This is a genomic window from Marinobacter sp. LA51 (assembly GCF_030297175.1).
Taxonomy (GTDB): Bacteria; Pseudomonadota; Gammaproteobacteria; order Pseudomonadales; family Oleiphilaceae; genus Marinobacter; species Marinobacter apostichopi.
On record NZ_AP028070.1, the window covers coordinates 3,019,556 to 3,042,497 of the forward strand.

Genomic DNA, 22,942 nt, shown 5'->3' on the forward strand with positions numbered 1-22,942 from the left:
GCAGAAAAGCCCTGCCTCATTGGTGGGGCTTTTTTTATGGGCGCCGTTCAATCCTGCTGCTGCAGCAGGCGGCGCGTGGCCTGGTACTCCTCCTCAATCTTGATACGGGAATCCTCAGCCAGGAATTTGGCAATTTTCTTACCGATCAGCGGTAAATCACTGCGCACCTTCAGACTGACCTGATTGGTGCAGGACTGGCTGTCACCCTTCAGCTTCATCATGCCCCGAATCTTGGCCGGAACACCGTCGATACGGACCCGGAACTCGCAATGCCACTCGTCTTGGCTCTTTCGGAACCAGTGCTCATCCTGGCTGACCTCGTTCCACTCCCGATGGAAACTGGCCAGGATCGATGGTACGTCGGTGGAACTTGTGACCTCCCGTTCGATGACTATTCTCGCCGAGGCTTCATCAAGACTCAGCTCCCGGACCTTCACGTTGCGAGACCCTTCCCGCGTGTTCTTCTCCAGAATCCGGTCCCGACTGAAAAACGTGCCCAGCACGTCGTTCAAACCCGCCTCGTACGGGTGTGTCAGCTCAAGCTCCATAACAACCTCCTGTTAAGATTTACTGGATTGTCCGGTGCCAGCGAAAAGCCCGCATTGGCCGGGAGGTCGAAGGTGCTTGGCAAGGTGGTCAGCCGGCGCCGTTAACTGTAATATTCGCCAAGGTTAACAGCCGATTCACCCGAACCTGACAGTCTGACCGGAGATATTCCATGCGCAACGCCGATCTCGTCGCCCGCGGCCTCAAGTCCGTGTGGCACCCGTGCACCCAGATGAAAGACCATGAAACCCTGCCGTTGGTCCCCATCAAACGGGGCGAAGGCGTCTGGCTGGAAGATTTTGAGAACAACCGCTACATCGACGCGGTCAGCTCCTGGTGGGTCAACCTGTTCGGCCACGCCAACCCGCGCATCAACGCCGCCATTCAGGAACAGATTGGTCAGCTGGAGCACGTGATCCTCGCGGGCTTCACCCACGAGCCAGTGGTGAATCTTTCGGAGCGGCTAATTGAAGTGACCCCTGAAGGCCTGAACAAGTGCTTCTACGCCGACAACGGCTCGTCTGCCATTGAGGCAGCGCTGAAGATGAGCTTCCACTACTGGAAGAATCACGGCAAACCAGGCAAGAAAAACTTCGTCAACCTGAGCAACAGCTACCACGGCGAAACCCTGGGCGCGCTGGCACTGGGCGACGTGGCGCTGTACAAGGACACCTACCAGCCGTTGCTGATGGAAGTGCTGACCGCACCCTCACCGGATGCCTTCAACAAGGAAGCCGGTGAAACCGACGAAGCCTACGCCCTGCGCCAGTTCGAAGCCATGGAGCAGTTGCTGGCCGAGAAGCACGACGAGATCTGCGCGGTGGTGGTGGAACCGCTAATCCAGTGCGCCGGCGGCATGCGCATGCACCACCCGATCTACCACACCAAACTGCGCGAAGCCTGCGACCGCTACGGCGTTCACCTGATCGCCGACGAAATCGCCGTCGGCTTCGGCCGCACCGGCACCCTGTTCGCCTGTGAGCAGTCCGGGATTACACCAGATTTCATGTGCCTGTCGAAAGGCCTGACCGCTGGCTACCTGCCACTGTCAGTAGTGCTGACTACCGATAACGTCTACAACGCCTTCTACGACGACTACGAAACCCTGAAAGCTTTCCTACATTCACACAGCTACACCGGCAACCCGATTGGCTGTGCCGTGGCACTGGCCACCCTGGACATCTTCCGGGACGACAACGTGATTGAGCACAATCGCCGGCTTTCCGCCTGCATGGCCGAATCGGTAGCGCACCTGGCCGACCACCCTAACGTGGGCGACATCCGCCAGCACGGCATGACCCTGGCGGTGGAAATGGTGAAGGACAAAGCCTCGAAAACCCCTTTCGCCTGGCAGGAACGACGCGGCGTGCGGGTATATCAGCATTCACTGACCCGTGAAGCCTTGCTTCGCCCCCTGGGTAATGTGGTTTACTTCATGCCGCCTTACGTCATCACCGAAGACCAGATTCGCCATCTGGCCCAGGTCGCGACCGAGGGCATCGATATCGCCGTTAGGGACTGACCAGGAAAGACAGGCATGCGCATCCCCAGAATCTATACCGACTCGCCACTCAGTGACGGCGTGACAACTGACCTGGACGACAACGCCGCCCAGCACGTTGGAAGGGTGCTGCGCATGCAGCCAGGCCAGGAATTGCGCCTGTTCAACGGCGACGGTCAAGACTACCCCGCCACCATCACCACCGCCGGCAAGAAACAGGTGGAAGTGCTGGTTGGCGCGCCCGAGGCCAACGCCACCGAATCCCCCCTGGAAATCGTACTCGGCCAGACCCTCTCCAAGGGCGACCGCATGGATTATGCGGTGCAGAAAGCCGTGGAAATGGGCGTTACCCGCATTGTGCCCCTGACCACCGAACGCTGTGAGGTAAAACTCAAAGGCGACCGGGAAGACAAGCGCCTGCGCCACTGGCAATCAGTGGCCGTCAGCGCGGCCGAACAATGCGGCCGCGCCCGGGTGCCTGAGATCCTGCCGGTAATGACGGTTCAACAGTGGCTGGAACACAGCCGCGACTGCGACGCCCGGCTGGTTTTGCATCACCGCACCGAACAATCCCTGAGCGCCATGGCCAAGCCCGGCCGCATTGCCCTGATGATCGGCCCGGAAGGCGGTCTGTCCGCGGATGAAATCACCCTCGCCGAGCAAGACGGTTTCCTGCCCGTGGCCCTCGGCCCCCGTGTTTTGCGCACCGAAACCGCCCCCGTTGCCGCTATGGCCCTATGCCAGTGGTTGTGGGGCGATGTTGGAAGCGAAGCCTGACGACTCTTCACAACCCCACTGCCCGCTCTTTATCGGCAGCCAAGTCATTGACACTACACACCAGTACAAACATTATCCTTGCCTGACTGCACGTGCGACTCCCAGATATGGGCCAGTCTACGGAAAGTTCTCTTCAGAACTGTGCGTAGCCATGGATGGCGGAGCTCAAGCGCCACATGGATGTGCTTGAGCGGGTTCTGAAGAGAACTTTCCGTAGGGTGGCGACCTCTGCAGTAACACCAACCGGTAATGGCGAGTAGCGGATGACAAGCTTGTTCACCACCCCTGAATTCTGGCAATACCTCAGCATTCCCATCATCGCGGCGCTGATTGGCTGGACCACCAACTGGCTCGCCATCAAGATGACCTTCTTCCCGCTGGAATTCATCGGCAAGCCGCCGCTATTGGGCTGGCAAGGCATCATCCCCTCAAAAGCCCGAAAAATGGCCGCCATCAGTGTCGATGCCACCATTTCCAAAATCGGCACCGTTAACGAAATCTTCCAGCAGATTGACCCGAAAGTCCTCGCCACCCACATCGTCTATACGGTAGACAGCCGCATCGAAGAATACGTGGACGAAATGATGCTGCGGGAATACCCCACCTTCTGGGAAAACCTGCCAGCCTCGGCCCGCAACATGGTGTATGACCGGGTTCGAAAATCGACACCCCAGCTTGTCGACAACCTCGTGGAGGATATCTCGGCGAACATCGAAGACCTGCTCGACATCAAAGGTATGGTCATCGAACGGCTGGCCAGCGACAAAAAGTTGTTGAACAAGATCTTCCTGGAGTGCGGCGAAGTCGAGTTTCGCTTTATCGTCAATTCCGGCCTCTACTTCGGCTTCCTGTTCGGCCTGATCCAGATGACCGTCTGGTACTTCTACCAGAGCTGGTGGGTACTGCCGTTTTTTGGCCTATTGGTAGGCTGGGCCACCAACTGGATAGCCCTGAACGTCATCTTCCGCCCGCTGCAGCCAAAGAAAGTCGGCCCGTTCCGGATACAGGGACTCTTCCTCAAGCGCCAACCGGCGGTGGCCGAATCCTTCTGCCACATTGTCACCCACGAAATCCTGACCGTCGGCAACATCATTAACGCCATACTGACCGGCCCCAAGGGTGACCGCGCTCGCAACATGGTGAAAAAACACATCAAGCCTCTAGTGGATGAAACCGCCGGCATGGGCAAAGCACTGACCCAGGTCGCCTTTGGGCCCACTGGCTTCGCCACCCTGAAAAAGCAGGTGGGCGAAAAAGCCATCGAAATTTCCCAGACCTCCTTCGACAACCCGGTGTTCGAACAGGACCGGGCCCGGGCAGTCGAATCGATCATGGTGGAACGAATGATCGCCCTGTCCTCAGAAGAGTTTCAGGACTTGCTCCGACCCTGCTTTCAGGAAGACGAAATCAAGCTGATCCTGGTCGGCGCGTTCCTCGGTATGACGGCAGGTTTCTGTCAGCTGGTGTTCGTATTTGGCCAAGCGGTTTTCTAGCCTAGGAACGGTTTCGAGCTGGTTACAGACTGTGCAAGTGTCCGGCCGCCGACTATACTGCGCGAGGAAGGATGCGTAACTCTTTACGACTGATTGGCTCGGAGGCAATGGATGCCAGGCTTTCTATCCTGGATTACGAGTTTATTCTCATCGCCACAACCGCCAACACCGGTGTTACCGGAAGCACGGCTGATCAACCCAGCCAAAGAGCAAACGAACGACGACGACCTCGAGAACGGGCTAGAACTGACCCGCAAGCTGGAGGAAAATCTGTTTTGCTGGCTGCTGGATGCCAAACCCTCTGCACTAAACGGAGAGTCTTCGCCTGCTCCTGAGATTCTGGCCGAACTGGAACATCGCCTGAATGAAGACCAGCTGGACGAGCTGCCCCGGCAACCGCTAAGCCTCCCGATGTTGCTAAGAGCCCTGACCGATGAGTCCACCGCCCGTCAGCGTGTGACCGAGATTATCCTCAGGGATCCGGGACTGACTGATCAGTTGCTGCAGGTTGCCAACAGTCCCTTTTTCCGCCACGGCGACAAAATCATCGAGTCGATTGACCAAGCGGTTTTTCTACTTGGTATCGATGGTATCCGGAATGTGGTGTCTGCGGCTGTGATGCGCCCAATGATGGCAGCACGTAACAGTGGCGAAGCACTGTTCGCCAAGCGGGTCTGGCGCTGGGGCCTCTCCTGCGCACGGGCCTCCGAACAGATTGCCAAGCTCCATAACGCCGACACCAGTGCCCACTTCATGGCAGGGCTTCTGCCGGCCCTGGCCTACATCACCCTGTTCAGGGAGTTGCAGCGGATCTGCCGTGCGCATCAGAACAGCGCCCCGCCCCCCGCACTGATCCGGCAGGCCATGACCCGTTATCAGTGGTCCACCAGCCAGCTGCTGGCCAAGGCCTGGAATCTTCCTCCGAGGTTCAGCGCGCTGTTGCTGGCAGCAGAACGTCCGGCCCCAAGACAGGACCACACGCCGCTAAACGACGGCATCATCATCGGCACCCGAGAGGTGCTTCACCACGCCAACCAGCGCAATTTGGTTGAGGACGACCTGCCCAAGGTGGTGCAACTTAACCCACAGCAAATCAAACTGGTTCGGGAATCGTTGCTGGCCATGCTGCGTGATGAGGGGCGCTCACCCGCCCGACTGTGACACCGGATCCTGCTCCGCTTCCTTAACGGTTTGCTGAATAGTCTTACCGGTTTTAAGCAACTCGGAGAAGGGCGTAGTCAATCGCTCTTCCTCGCCATGCAGCAGGTCAAAAGGCAGGTCAAGCGGCAACCGGTCCACCACCCGATCCTCGTCGCGACGAACCACCTTGAGCACGTCGGCAATCGAAATGCCATCAAGCGACCGGCCAGGAACCAGCTGGTCACCCTGACGCCCCGCTAGCGACAGCAACCCGGCTCGAATCAGCTTGTCACTCACGCCCCGAGTCACCTCGCCGGGCACACTCAAGCGATGCTCGAGCACCTCCTGTTGAGGCGCGGCTTCACCCTCTGTGAAGGGTTTCGCCACCATCCACATCAAGGCCAAGGCCACTTTCTCCTGCAACTCCGGCGCCAGTTGGACCTGCCGACGCTTGGCAACCGAGCTTGGATTCTGCATATAGAACGCCAGACTGGCCCCCAACAGCAGGATCATCCAGTTCAGGTAAGTCCATATCAGTAGGATGATACCAATGGCGAAGCTGGAATAGATGGCGGCGTACTTGGCGGAACCAGCCACGAACGACGCAAACAGCATCCCCGCAGCCTGCCAGGACACCCCGGCAACCAGACCGCCAATAAAGGCATAACGAAGCTTCACCCGGGTGTTCGGCATGAAAATGTAGACAAAGGTGAAGGCGCCCACCACCAGGAAGAACGGGGTAAAACGGCTGGCCACCAGAATCAGGGAGCCGAATGGTTCAATCTCGATCAGGGTCTGAACAAAGGTAGAGGAGAAGATGGTGGCACTGACACCAATGGCCGACACCATTAACAGCGGTCCCACCATAATGACGCTCAGATAGTTACTGAACCGCTGCGCCATCGAGCGCATGTCCGGCACCCGCCAGATCATGTTGAACGAACGCTCGATCTTCTGCAGCAACGAAACCACGGTGTAGACCAGCAGCGCCAGGCCCAGAGACCCCAACACGCCCACCTTCATGTTGTCGACAAACCCCAGGATTTGCTCCGCCAACTCGATCCCCTGAGGTCCCATGGGCTGGAAAAACTGGAACAGGAAGGGCTCCATGCGCTGGTGAACACCCAGTGCCTTCAACACAGAGAAACTGAGCGCCAGCAGCGGCACGATACTGAGCAACGTGGTGTACACCAAACTCATGGCATGCAGGGTCAACTGGCCACTGATAACATCCCGCGCCAGCGCGTAAACCGAGCGACCTGCCTTATAAAGCCAGGTCCAGGGCCAGCTGCTCGGTGGGTTGGGATTAGCCAGAATCCAGTCTTCTGCCGCCTGAAGCCGTTCTCTAAATTGGAAAGAAGCCACTTAGCATCCTGTTCTCAAGGTTTCTTACAGGTTATCAGTCAGATAACCAAAAACGCACCTCATTCTGACCATTTTGCGCAAGTTCAGTCCACGGAGACGAGATTTCGCGCCGTAATATCGACAATTCTCTGTCGAGCTTCGCGACTTGCCCATGCCGAATGTGGGGTCACGATCAGGTTGGGAATATCGCCTGCCAGTAACGGGTTACCGTTTCGGGGCGGCTCTTCTGTCAAGACATCAAAACCGGCGCCACCGACTTCGCCCGATCTCAGGGCATCCGCCAACGCCTGCTCGTCCACCAGTCCGCCGCGGCTGGTGTTGATCAGCAGCGCGTCGTTTTTCATCATCTTTAACTCACGGGCACCGATCAGGTTACGGGTGTCGTCGGTGAGCAGGCAGTGGAGTGACAGCACATCCACCTGTGGCAGCAGTTCGTCCAGGGGCAGGCGCGGGTAGCCATCCACCTCCGAGGCCGACTGGCCCGGCCGTGCGCCCAACAGGACTTTCATTCCAAAGGCTTCGGCCCTCTTAATGACCCCCTGGCCCAAATCACCATAACCCAGAACGCCCAGTGTACGGCCCTCAAGTTCCATGATCGGATGGTCCATCAGGCAGAACATGTCGCTCTTGCCCCAGCGACCGGCGCGCACATCGCGATCGTAATCCAGCAACCGGGTGGCAAGGGCCAGAATCAACGCCATGGTGTGCTGGGCGACCGTTGAGCGGCCGTAATTCGTCACGTTCAGCACCCGGATACCATGATCGCGAGCTGCGTCTTTATCGATGTTGTTAATCCCGGTGGCCACGACCGCAATGGTGGTCAGGTCAGGGCAGGCTTCGAAATGCTCTCGCGTGAGCACCACCTTGTTGACGATCACCGTATCGAAGCCGTGAATGCGGCCAACGACCTCATCCGGCGCCGTTTTACCGTGTTTAACCAGATCTCCGGTGATACGCTCAATGGGAGCGAGATCAACATCGTTGCCCAGTGTATTGGCATCGAGGAATACTGCTTTCATGCTTTTCTCCTGAATCAAGACAGGCAAAGATTAGGGTAGACTTGAGCATACGTCCAAACCAGAGGGAGTGGAAAACCATGGATCATGAGTTCTGGCACGAACGCTGGGCCAAAAAGGAAATCGGCTTTCACGAGGGCACCGTTAACCAGTACCTCTACGACCACTGGCCGGAACTGGCCGGCAAAGCCGCCAGCGCCGTTTTTGTCCCCCTGTGCGGTAAAGCCCACGACATGTGGTGGCTGCACGACCGTGGTCATCCGGTGATCGGCGTCGAGCTGAGCGAAGTCGCCTGCAAAGACTTCTTCGAAGAAGGCGGCGAAAAAGCCAAGGTCCATCCGGGCGAACCCTTCATTACCTTCAAGCACAACAATCTGGAGCTCTGGTGCGGCGACTTTTTCCAGCTGGTTCCGGCCGACCTGAAACACACCCGCCTGGTTTATGACCGGGCCGCTCTGATCGCCCTGCCACCCCACATGCGCAAGAGCTACGTGGAGCACCTGACCGCGATCATCCCGGATGACACCAAGATACTGCTGATCACCCTAGACTACGACACCGAAATCAAAGGCCCGCCATTTAACGTCAGCGATGACGAAGTGATGGAACTCTATTCGGCGGACTACACCGTCGAACACATCGTCACCAACACCCTGGCCAAAGACCACCCGTTCACCAAACGCAAAGGCCTGGCCGGTGCCACCGAAAGCGTGTTCCGCCTGACGAAGAAGTAACGACACCCTCCCCGGAAACACCCCGCGATTCTGATCGGAGTGTGAGGGGTGTCTTTGTGTGACCGCTTGTTTGTCTGAGCAAAGCGAGTTTCAACAAGCGGTCACACAAAGACACCCCTTGCGCTCCAGCCCCACCCTGCCGGCAGCAAGCCTCCCACCCCGTAACACAATTTAATGAACCTTAACCACTTCCCAACTGTCCTATTTTTCGAGCGTGAACTAAGCTCAAATTAAGCAAGCGGCCGCAGCTCAGTATTTGCCGGGCAGCTTGTATGTATCCATTTCTTCCACCCATAACTACACCAACCGCCCTCACAGGCGGAACCGATGCAACGGGGATATTGCGTGAACTGAGAGTCGATTATAAGAGAGCAAGCGAGGGGCCATCTATGACCATCATGCAGCACTTTAAAAACAGGTATGAGAGTACTCAGGAAGAAGAGTTTACCCTGGAGGAATACCTGGAGATCTGCAAAAAGGACCCAACGGCCTATGCCACGGCCGCTGAGCGAATGTTAATTGCCATTGGCGAGCCAGAACTTGTCGACACCTCCCGTGACCATCGCCTGTCACGCATCTTCTCCAACAAGGTTATCAAGCGATACCCTGAATTCTCCGAGTTCTACGGCATGGAAGAAGCCGTGGAAAATATCGTGTCCTTCTTCCGCCATGCCGCCCAAGGCCTGGAAGAGAAGAAACAGATCCTGTATCTGCTCGGCCCGGTTGGCGGCGGTAAATCGTCCCTGGCGGAAAAACTCAAAGCCCTGATGCAGAAGGTGCCCTTCTACGCCATCAAGGGTTCGCCGGTGAACGAATCGCCCCTTGGGTTGTTTGACCCCGCGGAGGACGCCCAGATTCTGGAGGAAGAATACGGCATCCCCTCCCGCTACCTGCAAAACATTATTTCGCCTTGGGCGGTCAAGCGGCTGCACGAATTCGGCGGCGACATCAGCCAGTTCAAGGTTGTAAAAAGATATCCCTCGGTACTGGACCAGGTTGGGGTCTCCAAGACCGAGCCTGGTGACGACAACAACCAGGACATCTCTGCCCTGGTGGGTAAGGTTAACATCCGCATGCTGGAGGACTTCTCCCAGGACGACGCCGACGCCTACAGTTTCAGCGGCGGCCTGTGCAAAGCCAACCAGGGCCTGCTGGAATTCGTGGAGATGTTCAAGGCACCGATCAAAGTGCTGCACCCGCTGCTGACCGCGACTCAGGAAGGCAACTACAACACCACCGAAGGCATGGGCTCAGTACCCTTCGACGGCGTCATCCTGGCCCACTCCAACGAATCGGAATGGCAGACTTTCCGCAACAACAAGCACAATGAGGCGTTTCTGGACCGGGTCTACATCGTGAAGGTGCCCTACTGTGTCCGGGTTACCGAAGAGATCGAGATCTACAAGAAGCTATTGAAGAACAGCTCCCTGTCCGGTGCCCCCTGCGCCCCCGATACCCTCGACATGCTGGCCCAGTTCTCAGTGCTGTCGCGCATCAAGGAACCGGAAAACTCCAGTATCTTCTCGAAGATGCGCGTATACGACGGCCAGAACATCAAGGATACCGACCCCAAGGCCAAGTCGATTCAGGAATATAGGGATTCCGCCGGCGTAAACGAGGGCATGGACGGCCTGTCCACCCGCTTCGCGTTCAAGATCCTGTCAAAAGTGTTCAACTTTGATACCGCGGAAGTGGCGGCCAACCCCGTCCACCTGCTGTATGTGATTGAAAAACAGATCGAACAGGAGCAATACACGCCCGAGGTTCAGGAGCGCTACCTGCGCTTCATCAAGGAATTCCTGGCACCGCACTACGTCCAGTTCATTGGCAAGGAAATCCAGACCGCCTACCTGGAGAGCTACAGCGAATACGGCCAGAACCTGTTCGATCGCTACGTCACCTATGCCGACTTCTGGATTCAGGACCAGGAATACCGGGATCCCGAAACCGGCGAGATTCTCGACCGCTCATCCATCAACGATGAGCTGGAGAAAATCGAGAAACCGGCGGGCATCAGCAATCCGAAAGACTTCCGCAACGAGGTGGTCAATTTTGTCCTGCGGGCGCGGGCCAACAACCAGGGCCGCAACCCGTCCTGGCTCAGTTACGAGAAGCTGCGCAGCGTGATCGAGAAGAAAATGTTCTCGAACACAGAGGATCTGCTGCCGGTTATTTCCTTCAACCCGAAAGCCAGTCAGGAAGATCAGAAGAAGCACAAGCAGTTCGTCGAGCGAATGGTCGATCGAGGCTACACGGAGAAACAGGTTCGCCTGCTTGCAGAGTGGTACCTGCGGGTTCGTAAGTCTCACTAAGTCAGCGGCCAACCGCTGAACTGGAGTAGCGCTATGGGTATGACCCACGTCGTCGACCGGCGACTGAACGGCAAGAACAAAAGCGCGGTGAACCGGGAACGGTTCCTGCGCCGGTACCGCCACCACATCAAGAAAGCCGTGGCCGATGCTGTGCAACGGCGCTCGATCACCGACATTGAGCGGGGCGAGAGCGTCAGCATTCCAAGCCAGGATATCGAGGAGCCCATTTTCCATCATGGCCAGGGTGGCAAACGCGAGATGGTCCACCCGGGCAACCAGGAGTTTGTCGCCGGCGACACCATCCCCAAGCCGCCCGGCGGCGGTGGCGGCGGGCAGGGGCACGGCAAAGCCAGCCCAGATGGCGAGGGCATGGATGAATTCGCCTTCCAGATCACCCAGGAGGAGTTTCTCGACTTTCTGTTCGACGACCTCGAACTGCCCAACCTGGCCCGCAAGAAACTGAAAGACACCGAATCCTTCAAGTACGTCCGCTCCGGCTTCACCACCGAAGGTGTCCCGGCCAAACTCGATGTGGTGCGCTCGCTCCGGGGTGCTCATGCCCGACGGCTGGGTCTGGGTGGCGCCCGTAAGAAAAAGATTCGCGATCTGGAAGACCAGCTTGAGGCGCTGAAAATGGCGCCCGAGGATCTGGACCCGGCCTTCAGCCACGAAGACCAGATCCAGGTCCTGGAGGAGGAGATCGCCCGCCTGAAAGCCAACATCCGGCGCATTCCGTTCATCGACGAAATTGACTTGCGCTACCGCCAGCATCAGAAACACCCGCAGCCGGCCACCAGTGCCGTCATGTTCTGCCTGATGGATGTATCGGGCTCGATGACCCAGATGCACAAGGACATTGCCAAGCGCTTTTTCATCCTGCTGTACCTGTTCCTGAAGAAGAACTACAAGAAGATCGAAGTGGTGTTCATCCGACACCACACCAGTGCCAAAGAGGTGGACGAAGAGGAGTTCTTCTATTCCAGGGAAACTGGCGGCACCATCGTCTCCAGCGCCCTGAAGCTGATGAAGAAGATTGTTGAATCCCGGTACCCGCCATCAGAGTGGAACATTTACGCGGCCCAGGCCTCGGACGGCGACAACTGGAACGACGACTCACCAGTGTGCAGCAAGATCCTGGCCGAGGGCATCCTGCCCCTGGTGCAGTATTACGCCTACACCGAGATCACGCCCCAGGATCACCAGATGCTGTGGTACGAGTACGAAAAAATCATGGAGCGCTTCCCCAATAGCTTCGCCATGCAACAGATCGCCGATCCGGGCGAGATCTATCCGGTATTCCGCCAGCTGTTTGAGAGGAAAGCCGCATGACCGACACCATGGATCGTCCCAACCTGCCGGAAAACGGGCAGTCCGGGGACCGTCAGCCCATATCCACCAGTTCGGAATGGACCTTCGATCTGATTCGCAAATACGACGAAGAGATTGCCAAATGCGCGGCGGAGTTCGGGCTGGACACCTACCCGAACCAGATCGAAGTGATCAGTGCCGAGCAGATGATGGATGCCTACAGTTCGGTCGGTATGCCGGTCGGCTACCACCACTGGTCGTTCGGCAAGCAGTTCCTGAGCACCTCCAAGGGCTATCAGCGGGGCCAGATGGGGCTGGCCTATGAAATCGTCATCAACTCGAACCCCTGCATTGCCTATCTGATGGAGGAGAACACCCTGCCCATGCAGGCGCTGGTTATTGCGCACGCCTGCTACGGTCACAACTCGTTCTTCAAGGGTAACTACCTGTTCCGCACTTGGACCGACGCCAGTGCCATCATCGATTATCTGGTGTTTGCCCGTAATTACGTAGCTGAGTGCGAGGAGCGTCACGGCGTAGATGCAGTAGAGCAGATTCTCGACTCCTGCCACGCCCTGATGAACTACGGCGTTGACCGGTACAAGCGCCCTGCCCCGATTTCCGCCTCCGAGGAGCAGCGCCGGCAACAGGAGCGAGAGGAATACCAGCAACGGCGCATCAATGACTTGTGGCGCACCATTCCGCGGCTCAACGATGACGACGATGCGGTAAACAATAAGGTTCGCTTCCCAGAGGAGCCCCAGGAAAACATTCTCTACTTCATCGAGAAGAACGCGCCCCTGCTGGAAACCTGGCAACGGGAGATCGTTCGCATCGTGCGCAAGCTGGGCCAGTATTTTTACCCCCAACGCCAGACCCAGGTGATGAACGAGGGCTGGGCCTCTTTCTGGCATTACACGCTGTTGCACGCCATGTATGAGAAAGGCCTGGTGAACGACGGTTTCATGCTGGAGTTCCTGCAGAGCCATACCGCCGTGGTTTACCAACCGCCCTTCAACAGCCCCTGGTATTCCGGCCTGAACCCCTACACCCTGGGCTTTTCGATCTACACCGATCTGCGGCGCATCTGCGAGCACCCAACCGATGAAGACCGGCAGTGGTTCCCGGACATCGCCGGTACCGACTGGGTCGAGACCCTGCATTTCGCCATGGCCAACTTCAAGGATGAAAGCTTCATCCAGCAGTTCCTGTCACCGAAGGTGATGCGCGACCTAAAGCTGTTCTCTATCCAGAATGACGATCAGGAAGACGTGTACCGGGTGACAGCCATTCACGACGAGCCCGGATACCGCATCCTCAGAGAAAAACTGGCGCGGCAGTACAACCTCAGTTACCGCGAACCCAACATCCAGGTCTGGAACGTGGATGTGCGCGGCGATCGCTCACTAACCCTCCGACATGTCCCGGTCGACCGAGTGCCTCTGGGAGATGAAACCGAGGAAGTGTTGCGTCACGTACATCGGCTGTGGGGTTTTGATGTGCACCTGGAGAGTGTTGATGAGGGCACCGTGGTGGAGGAGTACCACTGCCCCCGGCATTCTCTCGATGAAGACGACGATTGAAGTCTTCGACGCGACAAGCTTATCGGTCAGAGCAACATCTGCATCCAGTCCACCAGCCAGGGCACTATAAGAGCCGTGGCGAAGGCCGACAACGCCATCGCCAAGCCCGAAAACGCGCCCATTTGACGGCTGACCTGAAACGCCCGGGCGGTGCCAATGCCGTGGGCGGCCACGCCCATGGCGATGCCTCGGGCGGCATCGTCTTTCACCCGGAACCAATCAAACAGTTTGGTGCCCAGCACCGCACCGGTGATACCGGTTGCGACCGTCAGTACTGCCGTCAGCGATGGCAGCCCGCCGATCTTTTCAGAAATGCCCATGGCCACCGGTGCCGTGGCCGATTTCGGCGCCAGCGACATCTGGATTTCCAGCGAACCGCCCAACAGCCAGGCCAGACCGATGGAGCTGCCGGCTGCAATCAGCACGCCGCAGATCAGGGAAATGGTCACCGGCAGCCAGAGCTGACGCAGCCGGGAGAACTGCTGATACAACGGCACTGCCAGGGCCACGGTGGCCGGTCCCAACAGGAAGTGAACAAACTGGCCGCCTTCGAAATAGTCGTTGTAGGAGGTGTCGGTGAGCAGCAGCAGCCCAATCAACATGGCCACCGACGTCACCACCGGGTTGGCCAGCGGGTTGGAGCTGGTGCGCAGGTAAAACCGATAGGCCAGGCCGTAGGCCACCAGGGTGATAGTCAGCCCCAGCAGAGGCGACGCCGACAGGTAAACCCAGATATCTTTCAGACCGGGATCGTTCATTGCTCCGACCCTCCCTGCGCAGAGCTGTCGGGCTTGACCAGCCAGCGCGTGGTCACCTGCATGATCAGTGCCGTTGCGATCATGGTGATCACGGTGCTGAACAACAACGCCAGAGTGATAGGCAGCCACTCATCAGCGATGCGATCGAAGTGTGCCATCATGCCAACACCGGCCGGCACAAACAGCAGTGACAAATGGGCCAGCAATGCGGACGATGCCTGCTCAACCGAATCCGGGGTCCGGCCCCGAATCCACAAGGTGATGAACAGCATCACCATACCCAGGACCGGCCCCGGAATGGGCACGCCCGCCAAGCGCACGGTGATTTCACCGGCCAACTGGTACACCAGCAACAGCGTTATTCCATTGAGAAACTGCATGGCAAAGGCTCCGGCCGGCGAATACGGTTCTTTTCAGAGCATAGCCACTTAAGGCTGTACTGAACACTCAACGGAAGTCGAACGAGAAATGTTGCAAAAAACGGAACTTTAGGGGGGCGAGCATCGTGAACTCAATTCGTTACCAGTATACTTGCAGCTAACAAGTAAATTTTTTAACTCGTGGAGTACAACAAGGAATGAAACGCCTGGGAACATTGGATGCCTCCTGGCTGGCCGTGGAGTCTGAGGACACCCCGATGCACGTGGGGAACCTGCAAATCTTTTCACTGCCAGAAGGCGCTCCCGACACCTTTTTGCGTGACCTGGTCACCCGCATGAAAGAAACCGGTGAGGTTGCTCCGCCTTGGAGCTACAAACTGGCCGGCTCCGGATTGTTGGGAAGACTGGTCGCTCCCGGATGGAAGATCGACAAAGACATCGATCTGGATTACCACGTGCGCCATTCCGCGCTACCCCGCCCCGGCGGTGAGCGTGAGTTGGGTATTCTGGTGTCCCGTCTGCATTCCAACCCGCTGGATTTTGCCCGGCCGCTGTGGGAATGCCACGTCATTGAGGGCCTCGAAAACAACCGTTTTGCGCTTTACACCAAGATGCATCACTCCCTGATTGATGGCATCAGCGGCGTGCGCCTTTTGCAGCGGGTGCTGACCACGGATCCCGACAAGCGCAACATGGCACCACCCTGGTCGGTACAGCCCGAGCGTCGGCGCGGCAGCAAAACGGACGCGGAAGCCAGCATCCCCGCAGCCATTGCCCAGGCCAAAGATGCCCTCAAGCTGCAGGCCGATATGGCACCACGGCTTTGGCAAGCTGGCAACCGCTTGCTGCACTCCGTGCGCCACCCTGAGGATGGGCTGGCGGCGCCCTTCATGGGGCCGGTCTCCAAGATTAACCGCCGGGTTACTGGCCAGCGGCGATTCGCCACCCAGCACTACCAGCTGGACCGCATCAAAGCCGTGGCCCACGAAAGCGGCGGCTCACTGAATGACATCGTGCTGTACCTGTGCGGCACTGCCCTGCGCCGGTTCTTGCTGGAGCAGGATGACCTGCCAGATACCGCCATGACAGCCGGCATTCCGGTTAACATTCGCCCGGCGGACGACGAGGGCACCGGCACTCAGATCAGCTTCATGATTGCTTCCCTGGCGACCGACGAAGCCGACCCGCTAAACCGTCTGCAGGAGATCAAATCCTCCACCCGGCGCGCCAAGGAACATTTGCAGAAGCTGCCGAAGAGTGCGCTGACCCAGTACACCATGCTGCTGATGTCGCCCTATATCCTGCAGCTGATGTCCGGGCTGGGTGGTCGCATGCGGCCGGTGTTCAATGTCACCATTTCCAATGTGCCAGGCCCGCAGCGCACGCTCTATTATGAGGGCGCGAAACTTGAGGCCATGTACCCGGTGTCGCTGATTGCACACGGTGGTGCATTGAACATTACCTGCCTGAGCTACGACGGCTCACTAAACTTCGGTTATACCGGTTGCCGGGACACTTTGCCCAGCATGCAGAAGCTGGCCGTTTATACCGGCGAAGCCCTGGATGAACTGGAGAGCCTGGTGATTCCGCCGAAACCGAAAACGACCCGGCGCGCGACCAAAAAGAAGGTTACTGGCTAACGCTGTTCCAGTTGGCGGCACCTACAAAGATCAGTTGAAGGAAGCGGATGGTCCGCTTCCGGATCTGGTCGATCTGGTAGTCATCGTCGGCAGACACCCCCAGCAGGTCAGTCAGACTGAAGGCAACACTGCGCACCACCAGATCACAGGTCATGTCCAGATCGCTGTCGCTGAGATGATCCACCAGGCGTAACCGGCGCAAGTCGTTGGCCAGTTCGCTGGCAAAGAAACGCATCTCGCTGCGAATCCCCTCCTGAACCGCCCTGCTCTCGCCCGCCAATCCTTGCGCCATGAACAGAAAGAAACTGCGGTTGGCCCGGGCGTGGCTGATAAAGATGTCCACTGACTCCTCAATCAACTTATCCGCCTGCGACACATGCTCACGGGCTTCCCGCATCATGCGGCGCAGCACCAGACCTAACTCGTCCACCAGCTGCAAGCCCAGATCGTCCATGTTGCGGAAATGGCGATAGAACGAGGTGGGTACCACACCCGCCTGCCGGGTAACTTCCCGGATGCCTAGACTGGCAAAATGCCGGCCCTTACCCACCAGGGTGAGCGCCGCACTCATCAGTTTTTCGCGGGTCTCACCCGGCTTTCTGCGTTGTCTTTCCGCCATCGTCTACCCGTAGCCATTGCGCTTGAAGCTTTGGTGACAAGTGTACACACCCGAAAAAATTAAGGTACCCAAAGCAAGTCATTTTGCGCCAGATGTGAACTCCCCGTTGTGAGTCCGCAAACTCAGGTGTACAGTCGTACACATTAGTGAACAACTGTACACAAAGATGCAGACTGCATCTCGGAGAACAGATCATGTTGGCACGACAGAACCACAGCACGCCGCTTCAATGGCTTGGCAGGCAGCTCTTTAACCGGGATGACGCGAGTGCGTTCTTCGATCCTCTGCTCGCGCGCATCAACCCGATGTGGGTACAAGAGTACACACCGGCCAGAGTTCAGCGGATTATCCGGGACACCTCCGACACTCAAACCTTCGTGCTAAAACCAGCCCGACGCTGGCAGGGCTTCGCCGCCGGACAGCATGTGAACATCTGTGTCGAGATCGACGGCGTTCGTCACCACCGCACGTTCAGCCTGTCCAGCTCAACCACACTCTGGCACGACGAGGGACTGGTTACCCTGACCATCAAACGACTACCTGGCGGCCGGGTGACCAACTGGCTGCACGATCAGCTGAAATCCGGCGCCGTGGTAGGCCTCAGCGAGGCGTTTGGCGACTTCCTGATACCCGAACCTGTCCGCCCCATCCTGTTTATTGCCGGTGGCAGTGGCATTACTCCGATCCTGAGCCAGCTCAAAACCATGGCGGTCCATGGCTTCCGCGCCCCGGTGACACTGCTGTATTTCGTGCGGGACCACGACCATGCGATCGCCGGTGAACACCTGCAAAACCTGGCCGCCCTCCATGATCTGCTCACCGTTAAGATCGTCGCTTCCCAGGGTGGCAGCGAACCGCGCTATCTGACCCAATCCGATCTTAACGAGATCACCGATCTAGGCTGCCGCGATATTTTTCTGTGCGGCCCGCAGGGCTTGATGGCTTTGGCGGGCGAACTGCTCGATGCCAAGGGCGTGAGCCGGGACAAGATCCACAGCACTTATTTTTCTGCACCACAAACAGACCTCGACAGCGAGGACCTGGGCGGCAAGGTTCGGTTTGCCCGAAGCAACCTGGATGTGGATTCCACCGGTGATGCCCCGCTGTTGGAAATCGCCGAAGCGGCGGGCCTGACGCCACAACACGGCTGCCGCATGGGCATCTGCCACCAATGCAGCTGCCGGAAAACCAGCGGCACCGTCGTTAATCGCCTCACCGGCCAAGCATCCGGCCCGGGAGAGGACACCATCCAACTGTGCATCTCCATCCCTCAGGGGCCAGTGTCCCTGGATATTTAACCTTCTTTTTCGAACAGAACGGTCGTGCCTCAGAGCATGGCAAGGAGCACACCATGAAACAGATGACAGAAGCCCAGCTCACAGAGCTGGAACAGGATCTCAACGCCATCCGGAATGACGTACTGGCCGATCTGGGCGAACGCGATGCCCGTTACATCCGCCGCGTAGTACGCCTGCACCGAACCCTGGAGGTAGGTGGCCGGGTTTTGATGCCCTTTGGCTTCATTCCTCCGGTGTTCGTGGCGGCCACCGTGGCCCTGGGGCTGTCCAAGATCATCGAGAACATGGAGATCGGCCACAACGTGATGCATGGCCAGTACGACTGGATGAACGATCCCAGCCTGCACTCACAGACCTACGAGTGGGACACCGCTTGCTCCAGCGACTCCTGGCGCCGTACCCACAATTACGAGCACCACACCTACACCAACATCATCGGTAAAGATCGGGACTACGGCTATGCTGTGCTTCGCCTGAGCGACGACGAGCCGTGGCGGCCCAGGCACAGCCTGCAGTTTATTAACTACATTCTGCTGAGCACCTTCTTTCAGTGGGGGGTGGGCCTGCACGAACTGGAAACCGAACGGCTGCACCGTCGGGAAATTACATTAAGATCGAAGCTGCCGTTCTTAAAGGAGTTTTTCAGAAAGGGCGGGCGTCAGGCCTTCAAGGATTATGTGTTTTTCCCGCTGCTGACATTCCCGGTCGCGCCCATCGTGTTGGCGGGCAACATCGGCGCCAACCTGATCCGCAACCTGTGGTCGTCCACGGTGATTTTTTGCGGTCATTTCACCCAGGATGCCGAAACCTTTACCGAAGAAGAGTGCTGGGGCGATGGCAAAAATGAAAGCAAAGGCCACTGGTACCTGCGCCAGCTCTCTGGCTCATCCAACTTCACCGGTGGCCGATGGGTGCATTTGCTGAGTGGGCATCTTAGCTTCCAGATGGAACATCACGTGTTCCCGGACCTGCCCGCCCATCGGTATCCGGAAATATCCGATCGTGTAAGAGAGGTGTGCGCCAAGCACGGCATTCACTACAACACCGGCAGCTTCGCCCGGCAGTACGGCACCGTGCTCAAACGCATCGCTGCCTTTTCACTGCCCGACCGGCTGCGGGCGCGATTGCCCGCGCTGGATGTGGCCTAGGCGACCTGAAGCAGTCGTAACAACTGGGGCCGATGTTGATCCTGAATCACATCGGCCAACGTGTACTTATCCAGCACCTGCAGAAATGCCTCCAGCGCGTCACCGAACATGCCTTTCATTCCGCACACCGGCGCGATCTTACAGGCGTTTTTCGAGGTAAAGCACTCGACGATGCTGAGGTCCTGTTCAGTTTCCCGCACCAGCACTCCCACTCGGATTTCAGTCGGCGCCATCAGCAGGCGCATACCGCCTTTCTTTCCGCGAATGGTCTCGATGTAGCCCTTCTTGTTGAGCTGATGCACCACCTTCATCAGGTGATTCTTGGAGATTTCATAACTGTCGGCAATTTCCTGGATGGTAGCCAGGCGGTCACCCTGCACCGCAAGATAGATCAGCACTCGAAGTGAGTAGTCAGTGTATCGGGTGATGTGCATTCGGTACTCCAGGTCTGCTTTGCATTGATTAGGAGTGTTATATACGGAGAGAGCCAATAACTGGTTTTGTCCACCAACACAGACAGACCGCACCCCGCATCCCCGCCCAGACCAATATCCTGTTTAAGGGTTTTCCCAACTGCCATACTTAAACTACCGGACTCACGCGGGGGGATCGGATTCCGGGATTTAATCTGCGATACTCGAATTAACGTATTTAAATTCTCACTCAGCCGGCAGGAAGCAAAGCCAATGGCCCGCAGCAAGCTGACAGATCGCTTTGGTCGCACCGTGGACTACGTACGCCTGTCCGTGACCGACCGCTGCGACTTCCGCTGTGTTTACTGCATGGCGGAGGAAATGACCTTTTTGCCCCGCCAGCAGATTCTGTCATTGGAAGAGCTGGCTCAAGTGGCGAGAACCTTCGTGGATCTGGGCACCGAGAAGATCCGACTGACCGGCGGTGAACCCCTGGTTCGCAAGGACATTCTCGAACTGGTCAAGGACATTGGCACCCTTGGCCTGCGGGATTTCGCCATGACCACCAACGGCAGCAAGCTCACCACCATGGCCGAGCCTCTGCGCAAAGCCGGCTTGAAGCGCCTGAACATCAGTCTCGACTCCCTCGATCCGGACAAGTTTCATCGCATTACCCGCACCGGCCGACTGAACCAGGTACTCGACGGTGTCGACGCGGCCCGCGAGGCCGGGTTTGAAGGCATTAAGTTGAACACCGTGGTAATGAAAGGTGGCAACGATGAGGAAGTGCCGGCACTGGTAGACTTTGCCCGCCGGAAGAACATCGACATCACCTTCATTGAAGAAATGCCACTGGGGGAAATCTCGGAACACGATCGCGGTGAAGCGCTGTGCACCAGCGATGAAGTGCGCGACATTATTCGCCAGCACCACGAACTGATGCCCACACCGGAGGATTCCGGCGGCCCGGCGCGCTACTTCCGGATGCCGGACAGCAACACCAAGGTGGGTTTCATCTCACCCCACTCCCACAACTTCTGCTCCACCTGCAACCGGGTGAGGGTGACCGTGGAGGGTCGATTGCTGCTATGCCTGGGCAACGAGCATTCGGTAGACCTCCGCCACGTGCTGCGCAGTCATCCGGAAAGCGACGAAAAACTTCGGGAAACCATCATCAACGCCATGGATCTGAAACCTGAACGCCACCACTTTTCCAGCGAAGGCGATGTCCAGATCCTGCGTTTCATGAACATGACCGGGGGCTGAGAACCACGCCCCCGATCGTCGATCTTCCGGATCGGCCGTGAACCGTCCCCTTGCCACCGGCGTATCGCTAGCATCCACTCGCGAATTCCTGACACGGAGCAAGCCCCGGCCATGGCCAACCTGATCCTCATTCTCGGCGACCAGCTCACACCGGACATCAGCGCACTGGACGACGCCGACAAGCAGCACGACCGGATCGTGATCGCGGAAGTCCATGACGAAGCCAGCTACACCAATCACCACAAGAAAAAACTGGTCCTGCTGTTCAGCGCCATGCGCCACTTCGCCCAGCAGCTTGAGAAAGATGGCTGGCAGGTGCATTACCAGCACTATCATCCAGATAACGAGCATCAAAGCCTGGAAGCCGTGATTGCCGCCCAGGCCCAAGACCTGAAACCGGAACGGATCATCACCACCGAGTGCGGTGAATGGCGCCTGCATGCGCAGATCAGCGAGTGGAATCGGCAGCTCGATCTGCCGGTGGAAACCCGGCCGGACACCCGGTTTATCGCCACCAAGCAGGAATTCCAGCACTGGGCCGAAGGCCGAAAACAGCTGCGCATGGAGTTTTTCTACCGGGAGATGCGCCGCAAGACCGGTCTGCTGATGGACCCGGATGGCAAACCCGAAGGCGGGGAGTGGAACTACGACGCCGACAACCGGCGCAAATGGACCGGCAAACCCGCGGCCCCGTCGACGTTCCGGGTGGAGCCGGATGACACCACCCAAGCAGTGATCGATCTGGTCAACGAGCATTTCTCGGATCATTTCGGCACCACCGACGACTTCCATTTTGCGGTCACCGCCGAGGACGCAGAGCAGGCACTGGCGCACTTCATCGATTACGCCCTACCCTGCTTTGGAGGCTTCCAGGACGCCATGTCGGATCACGAGGACTGGCTGTTCCACGCCATCCTGTCGCCGTATATCAACAGCGGTCTGCTGGACCCGCTCAGTGTGTGCGAGGCCGCCACCCAGGCCTGGTACGCCGGCCAGGCACCGATCAATGCGGTGGAAGGCTTCGTAAGGCAGATTCTGGGCTGGCGGGAGTTTGTGCGCGGTATCTACTGGATGAACATGCCGGGCTACGCCGAGGAAAACCGGCTGGGCAATACCCGGTCCCTACCCTGGTTTTACTGGACCGGCGACACCAAGATGCGCTGTATGCACAAGGCCATCGACAGCACTCGCCGCAACGCCTACGCCCACCACATCCAGCGCCTCATGGTCACGGGCAACTTCGCGCTGCTGGCCGGGATCAAACCGGAGGAAATCTGTGACTGGTATCTAGCGGTCTATGCCGACGCCTACGACTGGGTGGAGCTACCCAACGTGCTAGGCATGGTGATGCACGCCGATGGTGGCTACCTGGGCTCCAAACCCTACGCCGCCAGCGGCAAATACATACAGCGTCAATCGGACCACTGCGCCAATTGCCACTACAACGTCAACAAGAGCACGGAAGAGGATGCCTGCCCGTTCAACGCGCTTTACTGGCACTTCATCGACCGTCATCGGGACGACTTCGCCAAGAACCCGCGCATGGGCATGATGTATCGCAACTGGGACAAGCAAAAACCGGAAAGGAAGGAAGCGCTGCTCAACCGGGCCAACAAGTTGCTGGACCAGATCGAGCAGCTGTAAC

Annotated in this window: 20 protein-coding genes; 13 read left to right on the forward strand and 7 right to left on the reverse strand. The window is 58.0% G+C overall.

Annotated features, from left to right (window positions below):
* Positions 1-47: 47 nt before the first annotated feature.
* Complete coding sequence (locus QUE89_RS14030) at positions 48-548, reverse strand: DUF2505 domain-containing protein (RefSeq protein ID WP_286220686.1); 501 nt, start codon at positions 546-548, stop codon at positions 48-50.
* A gap of 170 nt (positions 549-718) precedes the next feature.
* On the opposite strand from QUE89_RS14030, the gene QUE89_RS14035 reads away from it, so the two are divergent.
* The 4 genes from QUE89_RS14035 (at position 719) to QUE89_RS14050 (ending at position 5,478) form a co-directional block, all read left to right on the forward strand.
* Positions 719-2,068 carry an adenosylmethionine--8-amino-7-oxononanoate transaminase gene (locus QUE89_RS14035; RefSeq protein WP_286220687.1) on the forward strand — a complete coding sequence of 450 codons (1,350 nt, stop codon included), beginning with the start codon at positions 719-721 and terminating at the stop codon, positions 2,066-2,068.
* Positions 2,069-2,083: 15 nt separating this feature from the next.
* Positions 2,084-2,824, forward strand: a complete 741-nt coding sequence (locus QUE89_RS14040) for a 16S rRNA (uracil(1498)-N(3))-methyltransferase (RefSeq protein WP_286220688.1) — start codon at positions 2,084-2,086, stop codon at positions 2,822-2,824.
* A 263-nt stretch (positions 2,825-3,087) separates the two neighbouring features.
* On the forward strand, positions 3,088-4,317 hold the full coding sequence (locus QUE89_RS14045; RefSeq protein WP_286220689.1) for a DUF445 domain-containing protein: 1,230 nt from the start codon (positions 3,088-3,090) through the stop codon (positions 4,315-4,317).
* Between the two features lie 111 nt (positions 4,318-4,428).
* A complete protein-coding gene (locus tag QUE89_RS14050; protein ID WP_286220690.1) occupies positions 4,429-5,478 on the forward strand; it encodes an HDOD domain-containing protein in 1,050 nt (349 codons plus the stop codon).
* On the opposite strand, the gene QUE89_RS14055 is transcribed toward QUE89_RS14050, so the two are convergent.
* Complete coding sequence (locus QUE89_RS14055; RefSeq protein ID WP_286220691.1) at positions 5,461-6,822, reverse strand: YihY/virulence factor BrkB family protein; 1,362 nt, start codon at positions 6,820-6,822, stop codon at positions 5,461-5,463. The genes QUE89_RS14050 and QUE89_RS14055 overlap by 18 nt on opposite strands.
* A gap of 83 nt (positions 6,823-6,905) precedes the next feature.
* Positions 6,906-7,841 carry a D-2-hydroxyacid dehydrogenase gene (locus tag QUE89_RS14060; protein ID WP_286220692.1) on the reverse strand — a complete coding sequence of 312 codons (936 nt, stop codon included), beginning with the start codon at positions 7,839-7,841 and terminating at the stop codon, positions 6,906-6,908.
* A 77-nt stretch (positions 7,842-7,918) separates the two neighbouring features.
* Here QUE89_RS14060 and tmpT point away from each other — a divergent pair, with 77 nt between their 5' ends.
* The 4 genes from tmpT to QUE89_RS14080 all read left to right on the forward strand — a co-directional run bounded on the left by tmpT (position 7,919) and on the right by QUE89_RS14080 (position 13,775).
* Positions 7,919-8,572 carry a thiopurine S-methyltransferase gene (tmpT, locus tag QUE89_RS14065; protein ID WP_286220693.1) on the forward strand — a complete coding sequence of 218 codons (654 nt, stop codon included), beginning with the start codon at positions 7,919-7,921 and terminating at the stop codon, positions 8,570-8,572.
* A 389-nt stretch (positions 8,573-8,961) separates the two neighbouring features.
* Positions 8,962-10,884 (forward strand): PrkA family serine protein kinase, encoded by a 1,923-nt coding sequence (locus QUE89_RS14070; RefSeq protein WP_286220695.1) that lies wholly within the window; start codon positions 8,962-8,964, stop codon positions 10,882-10,884.
* 33 nt (positions 10,885-10,917) lie between these two features.
* The gene (locus tag QUE89_RS14075; RefSeq protein ID WP_286220696.1) at positions 10,918-12,213 is read left to right on the forward strand and encodes a YeaH/YhbH family protein; all 1,296 of its coding nucleotides are present in this window, start codon (positions 10,918-10,920) and stop codon (positions 12,211-12,213) included.
* Entirely contained in the window at positions 12,210-13,775 is a 1,566-nt protein-coding gene (locus QUE89_RS14080) for a SpoVR family protein (RefSeq protein WP_286220697.1), read from the forward strand. Before QUE89_RS14075 ends, QUE89_RS14080 begins: the two co-directional genes overlap by 4 nt.
* A 26-nt stretch (positions 13,776-13,801) precedes the next feature.
* On the opposite strand, the gene QUE89_RS14085 is transcribed toward QUE89_RS14080, so the two are convergent.
* Positions 13,802-14,533 (reverse strand): LrgB family protein, encoded by a 732-nt coding sequence (locus QUE89_RS14085; RefSeq protein WP_041339331.1) that lies wholly within the window; start codon positions 14,531-14,533, stop codon positions 13,802-13,804.
* Positions 14,530-14,913: a CidA/LrgA family protein gene (locus QUE89_RS14090; protein ID WP_286220698.1), complete on the reverse strand. Its 384-nt coding sequence runs from the start codon at positions 14,911-14,913 to the stop codon at positions 14,530-14,532. The genes QUE89_RS14085 and QUE89_RS14090 overlap by 4 nt, the downstream gene beginning before the upstream one ends.
* 197 nt (positions 14,914-15,110) lie before the next feature.
* Here QUE89_RS14090 and QUE89_RS14095 point away from each other — a divergent pair, with 197 nt between their 5' ends.
* Complete coding sequence (locus tag QUE89_RS14095) at positions 15,111-16,553, forward strand: WS/DGAT/MGAT family O-acyltransferase (protein WP_286220699.1); 1,443 nt, start codon at positions 15,111-15,113, stop codon at positions 16,551-16,553.
* On the opposite strand, the gene QUE89_RS14100 is transcribed toward QUE89_RS14095, so the two are convergent.
* Positions 16,543-17,172: a TetR family transcriptional regulator gene (locus tag QUE89_RS14100; RefSeq protein ID WP_286220700.1), complete on the reverse strand. Its 630-nt coding sequence runs from the start codon at positions 17,170-17,172 to the stop codon at positions 16,543-16,545. The two genes, QUE89_RS14095 and QUE89_RS14100, sit on opposite strands and share 11 nt — an antisense overlap.
* Before the next feature lie 194 nt (positions 17,173-17,366).
* Here QUE89_RS14100 and QUE89_RS14105 point away from each other — a divergent pair, with 194 nt between their 5' ends.
* Both QUE89_RS14105 and QUE89_RS14110 read left to right on the forward strand, forming a co-directional pair.
* Positions 17,367-18,470 carry a ferredoxin reductase gene (locus QUE89_RS14105; RefSeq protein ID WP_286220702.1) on the forward strand — a complete coding sequence of 368 codons (1,104 nt, stop codon included), beginning with the start codon at positions 17,367-17,369 and terminating at the stop codon, positions 18,468-18,470.
* A 53-nt stretch (positions 18,471-18,523) separates the two neighbouring features.
* The gene (locus tag QUE89_RS14110) at positions 18,524-19,618 is read left to right on the forward strand and encodes a fatty acid desaturase family protein (protein ID WP_286220703.1); all 1,095 of its coding nucleotides are present in this window, start codon (positions 18,524-18,526) and stop codon (positions 19,616-19,618) included.
* Here the strand turns inward: QUE89_RS14110 and QUE89_RS14115 are convergent.
* Positions 19,615-20,052, reverse strand: a complete 438-nt coding sequence (locus QUE89_RS14115) for an RrF2 family transcriptional regulator (protein ID WP_286220704.1) — start codon at positions 20,050-20,052, stop codon at positions 19,615-19,617. The two genes, QUE89_RS14110 and QUE89_RS14115, sit on opposite strands and share 4 nt — an antisense overlap.
* A 252-nt stretch (positions 20,053-20,304) precedes the next feature.
* Here QUE89_RS14115 and moaA point away from each other — a divergent pair, with 252 nt between their 5' ends.
* On the forward strand, positions 20,305-21,297 hold the full coding sequence (gene moaA, locus QUE89_RS14120) for a GTP 3',8-cyclase MoaA (protein ID WP_286220705.1): 993 nt from the start codon (positions 20,305-20,307) through the stop codon (positions 21,295-21,297).
* A 111-nt stretch (positions 21,298-21,408) separates the two neighbouring features.
* A complete protein-coding gene (locus QUE89_RS14125; protein WP_286220706.1) occupies positions 21,409-22,941 on the forward strand; it encodes a cryptochrome/photolyase family protein in 1,533 nt (510 codons plus the stop codon).
* The last annotated feature ends 1 nt before the right edge of the window (position 22,942 follow it).

Excerpts from the sequence above, each read along its gene's own strand:
- QUE89_RS14105 (WP_286220702.1), top strand. The coding sequence starts at position 17,367 with ATGTTGGCACGACAGAACCACAGCACGCCGCTTCAATGGCTTGGCAGG.
- moaA (WP_286220705.1), top strand. The coding sequence starts at position 20,305 with ATGGCCCGCAGCAAGCTGACAGATCGCTTTGGTCGCACCGTGGACTAC.
- QUE89_RS14085 (WP_041339331.1), bottom strand. The coding sequence starts at position 14,533 with ATGAACGATCCCGGTCTGAAAGATATCTGGGTTTACCTGTCGGCGTCG.
- QUE89_RS14095 (WP_286220699.1), top strand. The coding sequence starts at position 15,111 with ATGAAACGCCTGGGAACATTGGATGCCTCCTGGCTGGCCGTGGAGTCT.
- QUE89_RS14110 (WP_286220703.1), top strand. The coding sequence starts at position 18,524 with ATGAAACAGATGACAGAAGCCCAGCTCACAGAGCTGGAACAGGATCTC.
- QUE89_RS14075 (WP_286220696.1), top strand. The coding sequence starts at position 10,918 with ATGGGTATGACCCACGTCGTCGACCGGCGACTGAACGGCAAGAACAAA.
- QUE89_RS14080 (WP_286220697.1), top strand. The coding sequence starts at position 12,210 with ATGACCGACACCATGGATCGTCCCAACCTGCCGGAAAACGGGCAGTCC.
- QUE89_RS14070 (WP_286220695.1), top strand. The coding sequence starts at position 8,962 with ATGACCATCATGCAGCACTTTAAAAACAGGTATGAGAGTACTCAGGAA.
- QUE89_RS14100 (WP_286220700.1), bottom strand. The coding sequence starts at position 17,172 with ATGGCGGAAAGACAACGCAGAAAGCCGGGTGAGACCCGCGAAAAACTG.
- QUE89_RS14115 (WP_286220704.1), bottom strand. The coding sequence starts at position 20,052 with ATGCACATCACCCGATACACTGACTACTCACTTCGAGTGCTGATCTAT.
- QUE89_RS14035 (WP_286220687.1), top strand. The coding sequence starts at position 719 with ATGCGCAACGCCGATCTCGTCGCCCGCGGCCTCAAGTCCGTGTGGCAC.
- QUE89_RS14040 (WP_286220688.1), top strand. The coding sequence starts at position 2,084 with ATGCGCATCCCCAGAATCTATACCGACTCGCCACTCAGTGACGGCGTG.
- tmpT (WP_286220693.1), top strand. The coding sequence starts at position 7,919 with ATGGATCATGAGTTCTGGCACGAACGCTGGGCCAAAAAGGAAATCGGC.
- QUE89_RS14050 (WP_286220690.1), top strand. The coding sequence starts at position 4,429 with ATGCCAGGCTTTCTATCCTGGATTACGAGTTTATTCTCATCGCCACAA.
- QUE89_RS14060 (WP_286220692.1), bottom strand. The coding sequence starts at position 7,841 with ATGAAAGCAGTATTCCTCGATGCCAATACACTGGGCAACGATGTTGAT.
- QUE89_RS14030 (WP_286220686.1), bottom strand. The coding sequence starts at position 548 with ATGGAGCTTGAGCTGACACACCCGTACGAGGCGGGTTTGAACGACGTG.
- QUE89_RS14090 (WP_286220698.1), bottom strand. The coding sequence starts at position 14,913 with ATGCAGTTTCTCAATGGAATAACGCTGTTGCTGGTGTACCAGTTGGCC.
- QUE89_RS14125 (WP_286220706.1), top strand. The coding sequence starts at position 21,409 with ATGGCCAACCTGATCCTCATTCTCGGCGACCAGCTCACACCGGACATC.
- QUE89_RS14045 (WP_286220689.1), top strand. The coding sequence starts at position 3,088 with ATGACAAGCTTGTTCACCACCCCTGAATTCTGGCAATACCTCAGCATT.